Raw genomic sequence first — 7,644 nt, forward strand, 5'->3', positions numbered from 1 at the left:
CGTTCTCCGTTCTCCGTTCTCCCCGCTCCCCGCCTTCTACGGATCGACCAACAGCCGTGCTTTAGTGAGCATAAAATGGAGGATGGTTTGTTCTTTGGAAATGATGTCGGCTCTGGCGGTTAAGCCCGATCGAATTTGGCATTTTTTGGTGCCGCGATTGAGCGTAAGGGTATCTGGTTTAATAGTTACCTCATAAACACCGTTGGCGGCAGTTTGGGGCTGTTGGGCGGCATTTTGAGCGATCGGTTTGGCATCGGCGGCGACTTCGCTGACTTTGCCCGTGGCGACACCATAATCGGTGTAGGGACAAGCTGAGACGCGGAGTTGAACTGTTTGCCCGACTTTAACATTAGCGATATCGGCAATGGCGACTAAGGCTTTGATACTCAAGGCGGTATCGGTGGGCATAATTTGAGCGATTCGATCGCCTGCATTAACGACTTGGGCATTATTGCGGAGGTTTAATTCTTGAATCGTGCCGGATATGGGGGCGCGGACGATCGTGGGTTTAAGTTCGGTGGCAATTTGGGCGATCTCGCGATCGTTAATAGCAATCCGATCGACGATTTCGTTGCGTTGTAGGAACAGTTTTTGGCGTTCTTGTTGGAGTCGGGCGATCGCGGCTTTACCAGTCGCACGTTCGCGGGCGATTTTTTGGACGATCGTTTGCGATTCGGATTGGCTGGGATTGAGAGCGGTTTGGGTACGTTTGACTCTAGCGGCGGCGGCGGTGACTGTTTCGGCAATCTGGGCGACGATCTGCTGTTGTTTGGCGATCGTGGCTTCTTGAGCGGCGATCGATTGTGCCTGTTGTTCGGCGGCTAATTGGGCTTCTTCTAGTTGGTTGGTAGAAATCGCGCCCTCAGTAGCGGCACTTTGGTAGCGTTGCGATCGGGCGAGGGCAGATTGGTAGCCAGCCTGAACCGATCGAATATTGGCGGCGGTGATTTGTAATTCGGCTTCGGCGGCTTGTTGTTCTTTTTGGGCGGTGCGCCAGTTAGCTTGGGCTTCGGCGACTTCGGTTTGGGTGGTAATGTTTTTATCGCGATAATCGCGTTCGGCGCGACTGAGTTCGGATTGAATGGCAGAGATCGATCGAGCGGTTTGTTCGATTTCGGCGGTGCCCTGACGATCGAGTGCGCTGATTTGGGAGTCGAGCGCGGTAATCTGGTATTTGGCTTTTTGAATGTCTCCGACTAGTTGGCGGCGTTTGGTTTGGAGTTTGCTTTCTAGGCGCGAATCTTTGACGGTGGCGATCGGATCGCCTTTGCGGACGGTTTGATTTTCGCGCACGGCGATGCTCGATATGGAGCCTTCGATCGTCGATTGGATCAGGCGGAGTTCGCCGATGGGACGGATGGTGGCGGGGGCTTGGATGGTAGTTTTATATTTTAAGATGCCGCTGAGGGCGATGGCTGCGCCGAAACTAGCTACTAGGAATAATCCGATCGCGCTTACTCCTCGCCCGATCTCTGGTAAATATTCTGATGAGGTATCTAACTGGACGATCGCACCTGATGTTTTGACAAAGGGGACGATCGCGCTGGTGATATCTGTGGTAATTTCTGAATCGAAGGCACTATCGAGATCTGGGGAAATTTCTGGGGCGATGGTGACTAAATGATGTCCGTTGTTGTTAATATTGGCAGGAATCATTTCTCCAGACGAAAAGTTTCGATCTTCCATGGCTTTTAATTGTTGGTAATAGGCGGGCGGTAGGCGATCGTTGGTTGTTGGTGATGGGCGGTGCGGTAGGCGATATATATTGGTGGGTGGCGGTGGTTGTTGGTGGGGGCAGAACCCGGATCTGGGGGTTCCGACCCCCAGCCCCCCCGTTGAGAGGCGGAACGCTGTCTTGATTTGCTAAACCGTCGGGGAACCCGACGAGCGCAAATCGCCGCCCCCTCAAACTCCCCTGCGTAAGGGTCGGTTGGTTGGCATCGGGGTGGGTGTTCCTACATTCCAAGCATGGCGGCGATGCGGGTTTTGTCAAACTGTAATATTTGAGATCGAAAATATTCAACACCACTAAATCCACCCACACTCCTTACTCCTTACTCCTTACTCCTTACTCCTTACTCCTTACTCCCATCTCCCCATCTCCCCATCTCCCCATCTCCCCATCTCCCCGTCTCCCCGTCTCCCCGTCTCCCCGTCTCCCCGTCTCCCATCTCCTCACGGTCTTAAAAAATCCAAATGCCGACCGGGAACGTGTAATAATTCGTCGGGGGTGCCGACGATTTCGATGGAGCCGCGATCGAGGTAGATGACTAAATCGGCGCGGAGGATGACGCGGGGGCGGTGGCTGATCAGGATGGTGGTTTGGTGTTGGCGTTTGGCTAGGATGCGATCGAGTACTTGGTTTTCGGTACTGGGATCTAGTGCGCCTGTGGATTCGTCGAGGATTAAGATCGGGGGATTGGTGAGAATGCCTCTGGCTAGAGCCAAGCGTTGTTTTTGACCGCCGGAAAGGTTGGCTCCAAATTCACCTAAGACGGTTTGATATTTGTTGGGTAATTCGCTGATAAATTCGTCTGCGCCTGAAAGTTGACAGGCTGTGACTATGTGTTTAAAGGATGCTTGCGGGTAGGAAAGGCGAAAGTTGTCAATTATCGATCGACTCCAAAATTGGGCATCTTGGGAGACTAATACGACCTGTTGGCGCAGACATTCAAGGGAGAGATCTTGCTGGTTATAGATACCGTAGCGAATATTCCCCGCACCGAGGGGATATAATCCAGCAATGAGTTTGGCGAGGGTACTTTTGCCGCAGCCGGATCGACCGATCAGGGCGATAACTTGTCCGCCGGGAATTGTCAGGGTAAAATCTTGGAGCAGATCGACTCGTCCGGTATGGTGAAAGTCTACACGGGTGCAGACGATATCGGCGTTATTGGGAATGGATACCCACGGTTTGGATGTCGGATCGACTTCTTCGGGGGTGGCATCGAGAACTTCGGAGAGGCGTTGAATCACGATCTGGGCGGTAATAAATTCATCGAGTAACCCAATCAGGCTGCCCAGAAAGCCTAGGAAGTTACCACTCATCCCATTAAAGGCGATTAACTGACCGATACTCAAGGTACGATCGATGACTAAGTAGCTGCCGAACCAGAGTAACCCGATCGTGGTTAAGTTAGAAATAATGCCTGTCAGGGTGGAGCTATATAAACCCAGTTGCATCGTCCCCCAGCTCAGACTTGCCAGCCGCCCAAAATTTTGCTGGTATTCTTCCCAGATTTGCGGCGTGGCTTGGGTGGTTTTCAGGACGAGGGCACTGCGGAAGGTTTCTACTAAAAAGCCCTGATTTTCGGTGCCTTCGACGATTAAACGGCGGGTTTTTTGGCGCAGTGCGGGCAGAAATAACAGGTTGACGATCGTTACTAAAAAGAAGACGGCAACGGAGGCGATGGTAAGTTGCCAACTATAGAGGATCATCAGCCCTAATGAGACGATCGCAATAAAAAATTGACTGGGTAAACCGAGGACGATTTGACCGACGAGGGTATTAATGGTATGAACATCGCTCAGGCGGCTAATTACTTCGCCACTGCGGTGGGCATCGAAGTAAGATAGGGGCAACCGCAACAGATTGAAGCCATAGTCGAGGGTTAAACCCAGTTGCAATCGCTGTCCGAAATGCCCGACTAACTGGGATTGAATCAATCCGATGATACTCCGAAATAGATTCATCACGATGACGGCGATCGCGACGGTGGAGAGCAGTTGTAAGTCGCCGCGCACTAGTACGTCATCGGTGAGTAACTGCATCATCATCGGCATTGCTAATGCTAATAATCCGATCGCGATGTTAATTAGCAGAGCTTGGATTAGCAGCCACTTATACGGCAAAACTCGCAGCAAAAATCGCCCGAATCCCGTCGTGCGATCGTTGGGTCGATCGTAAAATTTCGCTTCATCTGGTTGCAATAGCAACATCATGCCATTCGACCATCCCGCCAACAGTTCTGTCTGCGTAATGTGTCGAATCCCCACGGCTGGATCGGCGATCGTATACTTCTTTCCCCGTTGTCGGTATAGTACGACCCAGTGATTGCCTTTCCAGTGGACGATTAAGGGTAATGGTGCTTCCTGAAGTCGATCGATTAATTGAGGTGGTGCCTGACATTGCCGCGCTTGAAACCCTAATGCCTCTGCCCCCCGTCGCAATCCCAGTAAAGTAGTCCCACACGATCCCGTCCCCACGGCTTCCCGAATTCGCGAGAGGGTAAAGGTACGCTTGTAATGTTTGGCAACAGTCGCCAAACACGCCGCACCACAGTCTTCTTCACTATGTTGCAGGATGCAGGAGTAGGGCATGGGTCGTAGGCCAATGGGAAAAATTAACGAGCGAACAGACTGTTTAATAACGATCGATAGTAATTATAAATATCTTGGCGACCTTCAAATTTTTGTTTGAAAAAATGACTTACAGGAAATTCGATCGACTTGTCTCCGACCTTGAGCCGATAACTAGTTCCATCGATCGACGGAGTTGTTCCGATGGTAATTGTCCCCATGCCTGTGGCACCTTCAGGGGTCGATTTACTGCTGGTAATCGTCCACACAGTTGCATCACCAAATCCCTCAGCAGTGGCGACAACTCCGATGGATGCCCCCCCACTAATCGTCGATGCCGCAAGATCGTCGATCTCGTTGGCGAAGCCTCTCGGAACGAGAATCGCTAATAAGTTATCCACACGCTGCGATTGGCAGCTCGAATTACTAATTTTCAGAGTTCGCATAATTCCTCCATGAGATATCAATTAAGAATAGTCAATGGCAAATTGTTTTGAGAAGAGTTCCACCTTGTCGAAGCAGCAGTCGCGATCGGCCAGTACCGAATTTCCCATACCGAAAACACTCACATTTACCAACAGATTATCCCCGCACGCACTCTACTGATAGTCAATGGCGACGACATATCCGGTCGATATTTTAGTGTTGTTAAATTCATAGGTTTTTGACTGTTTGAATACTTTATCTCCCGTACCAAACACACTCACATTAGTAAATGTCTGGTCTCCCGTGGCGATGGCAATACCCGATCCTACGGCGATGGAAACCTTAGGGTTATAAGCTGTCGATCGAGTCCTGGCATCAGTAAACGCATAAGTTGATGGCCCATAAGCCAAGGCTACTGCATCTACACTTGCCGACGCACCCCCAGCAACAGCAGCGGCATCCAAATCTGGAATTTCAGTGAAAAACAAGTTGTCTGAACAATCTGCTGAGGAGATCGGGTTAAATATTTTTGCAAACAAAGAACGCAAAATCTCAAAAAAAATCGGCTGTTTGCAGTCGCCCGATCTTGTCAACAGTTCTACAGGCATCAAGTTAAATATTTTCATAACCAAAGAATATGAATTCTCAAAAAAAATGTGCATATTTAATGTCGTGCGATCTCGTCTCGTTGGCGTTGGCGTAGCCTGCCGTAGGCACAGCCGCGCCGAGAGGTAATCGCGCATCTAAAGCACAAAGCACGACAGTATAAAATTGAGTCGTGCTTTGTACTCTAGCTGGGGCTATTTAGACGCAGAGGTAGATCCGCTATAAGCCGACGAGCTAAAGGGCGTAGTGCTAGATAGCGTCAGAGTCTCTGCCAATGAATCTTTACCAGAAGCATCTGCATACGCTTCCGCATCGGCTAAGTTTCCTTTCGGATTAGCATAAGAGACAACGTACTTATTTACGTAGATATCGATATAAGATTTCTTATAGACATCTAAATTTACACTTCCACGTAAGCCACCGCTAACGTTTTGTGCCGAATCATCAGACAGTTCGATCCCAAAATTAGTATTCATAAAGACTCCAAAAATTGATTGAATGCTTTCGATCTCTTATATATTACAAGTCCTCAAACCGATTGGAAAATGCCGATTGCGAACACATTTCGGTCGATCGGATCGCATTTGGCACGATCGGGGACGGGGGGACGGGGAGACGGGGGGACTGGGCGACTGGGAGATCTTTATTTCCCCTTCCCCCTTTCCCCTAAAACCTAAAACCTACAACCTAAAACCTAAAGCCTACAAATCCGGCAATCCAGATGCGAATAACTGCCACTGTCGAACGATCGTTAGCAATCGTTCGGCACTACGATCGCATTCGGTAGCACAAGATAGACCGCCGATGACTTGTTCGGAGCGGGCATCGTCGATTTGGTGCCAGAGTGGGGAAGGCTGTGGCTGAAACTGGCTCGATCGTTTCAACGTATCCGACGGATTTTCACCAAATAGTTGTTGGTATTCTTTTGCAAACTTCCCCCCTTGTGTAAAGCCATAATCCATCATTACATCGACTATCTTGGCATCGCTGGTGGGTGACTCCAATTCCTGACGAATCCGGTGGAGTCGGGTTTGAGTGACAAAGCGCATCGGCGAACAGCCGCACTGATGAGAAAAGGCTTTTTGAAGCAATCGCGCACAGACACCAACTGCGGTGGCAATATCTCCGAGTTTGATATCTTCGTGGAGATTGGATTCAATAAAGACGCGTGCTTTGCGGACGTGAGCGGCAAATGCACCTTCGAGTCGATCTAATATTTCCTCGGAATAGTTACTGGGCAAACCTTTGAGCGTGCAGGCTAAGAAAGCCCGCTCCAACTCCTCAAACATGAATGCCGCCGAAACTGCTCCCGCTCCCGCAGCACTTTCCCACAAAAACTGTAAAAATTTTTGCAGATTCATCCCTAAATCGCTGGTAAGGTCAACGCTAGATTGGAAAATTAGTGGCTGTTTTAAAGATCTGGTAAGTAATTTGCTTGTAGCTGACTCGATCGCATCACGATCGATCGATACTAATAAAGCCTTCCCCTGCTGGCTAGAAATACTTTCCACTGTTTGACCCGGATTGACGATTGTGGCGATCTTGGGAGAGCAATTGAGTTTTTGCGAACGTTGGTGCTGTAGGGGCGAATCGAGTTGTTGTGACAAGGAACCTGCCAAGACGATCCACATGAGGTACCGATCTGCCTGCGGTCGTGTCAGCTTGAAACTACTATCCCACTGGAGATCGATCAAATCGAAATTACCTGTATTTAGGTGCTGGATCTCGAAGGGATCTGCCGCAACTGAATCGAGCGAAACAATCTGGTGCGATCCAATTGCCTGCGTTAGTACCTGGCGCATTTTTGGTGCTACTCGATTGCCATCCTCAACCCGAACGCGATGCTGAGGGCGATACTGTGCTGACATTTGTTCGAGTTCGATCTGCTGCCGCTGGGTTCGATCGATCGGGCGAGGACTTTTACTGGGCAACGATTGTAAATTCATTTTATTTCGTTGTATAAAAGTTATATGATGTAATCTCGAATCCTCTTATCATCACAACTGTCAACAGTAATATCAATACGACAATTGGCTATGGTATAGCAATTATGTTGTAATTTAGTGCAAATAATTTTTACCGTTGGATCTGCTCGATCTCGCTCGAACTCAAGCCCTCAAATGGTTACATCAAATATCTGTTGAAGTATCTCCGCTCGGAATTTACGTACGTTCGTCCCAAATAAAACAGTGCTTGTCAATACATTTACGTAAGCCAAATTCACGAACATCTGAGTTTTTTTTGACAAGGCTGTAAGAATACTTAATACGAGATGGGAGCGGGGAGCGGGGAGATGGGAGCGGGGGGGACGGG

The 7,644-nt window shown here is 49.4% G+C and carries 6 protein-coding genes; all 6 read right to left on the minus strand.

The window, feature by feature from the left end; all coding sequences use genetic code 11:
* Nucleotides 1–36 precede the first annotated feature (36 nt).
* The 6 genes from RMO79_RS05350 to RMO79_RS05375 all read right to left on the minus strand — a co-directional run bounded on the left by RMO79_RS05350 (nt 37) and on the right by RMO79_RS05375 (nt 7,277).
* Entirely contained in the window at nt 37–1,686 is a 1,650-nt protein-coding gene (locus RMO79_RS05350; protein WP_310482022.1) for an HlyD family efflux transporter periplasmic adaptor subunit, read from the minus strand.
* 489 nt (nt 1,687–2,175) lie between these two features.
* Nucleotides 2,176–4,320: a peptidase domain-containing ABC transporter gene (locus RMO79_RS05355; RefSeq protein WP_310482023.1), complete on the minus strand. Its 2,145-nt coding sequence runs from the start codon at nt 4,318–4,320 to the stop codon at nt 2,176–2,178.
* Between the two features lie 23 nt (nt 4,321–4,343).
* Nucleotides 4,344–4,745 (minus strand): hypothetical protein, encoded by a 402-nt coding sequence (locus RMO79_RS05360; protein WP_310482024.1) that lies wholly within the window; start codon nt 4,743–4,745, stop codon nt 4,344–4,346.
* Between the two features lie 153 nt (nt 4,746–4,898).
* Nucleotides 4,899–5,351: a hypothetical protein gene (locus RMO79_RS05365; RefSeq protein ID WP_310482025.1), complete on the minus strand. Its 453-nt coding sequence runs from the start codon at nt 5,349–5,351 to the stop codon at nt 4,899–4,901.
* 174 nt (nt 5,352–5,525) lie between these two features.
* Nucleotides 5,526–5,807 (minus strand): hypothetical protein, encoded by a 282-nt coding sequence (locus tag RMO79_RS05370; protein ID WP_310482026.1) that lies wholly within the window; start codon nt 5,805–5,807, stop codon nt 5,526–5,528.
* Nucleotides 5,808–6,032: 225 nt separating this feature from the next.
* Nucleotides 6,033–7,277, minus strand: a complete 1,245-nt coding sequence (locus RMO79_RS05375; protein ID WP_310482027.1) for an AraC family transcriptional regulator — start codon at nt 7,275–7,277, stop codon at nt 6,033–6,035.
* Nucleotides 7,278–7,644: the final 367 nt, after the last annotated feature.

This window comes from Chamaesiphon sp. VAR_48_metabat_403 (genome assembly GCF_031422475.1).
Lineage (GTDB): Bacteria > Cyanobacteriota > Cyanobacteriia > Cyanobacteriales > Chamaesiphonaceae > Chamaesiphon.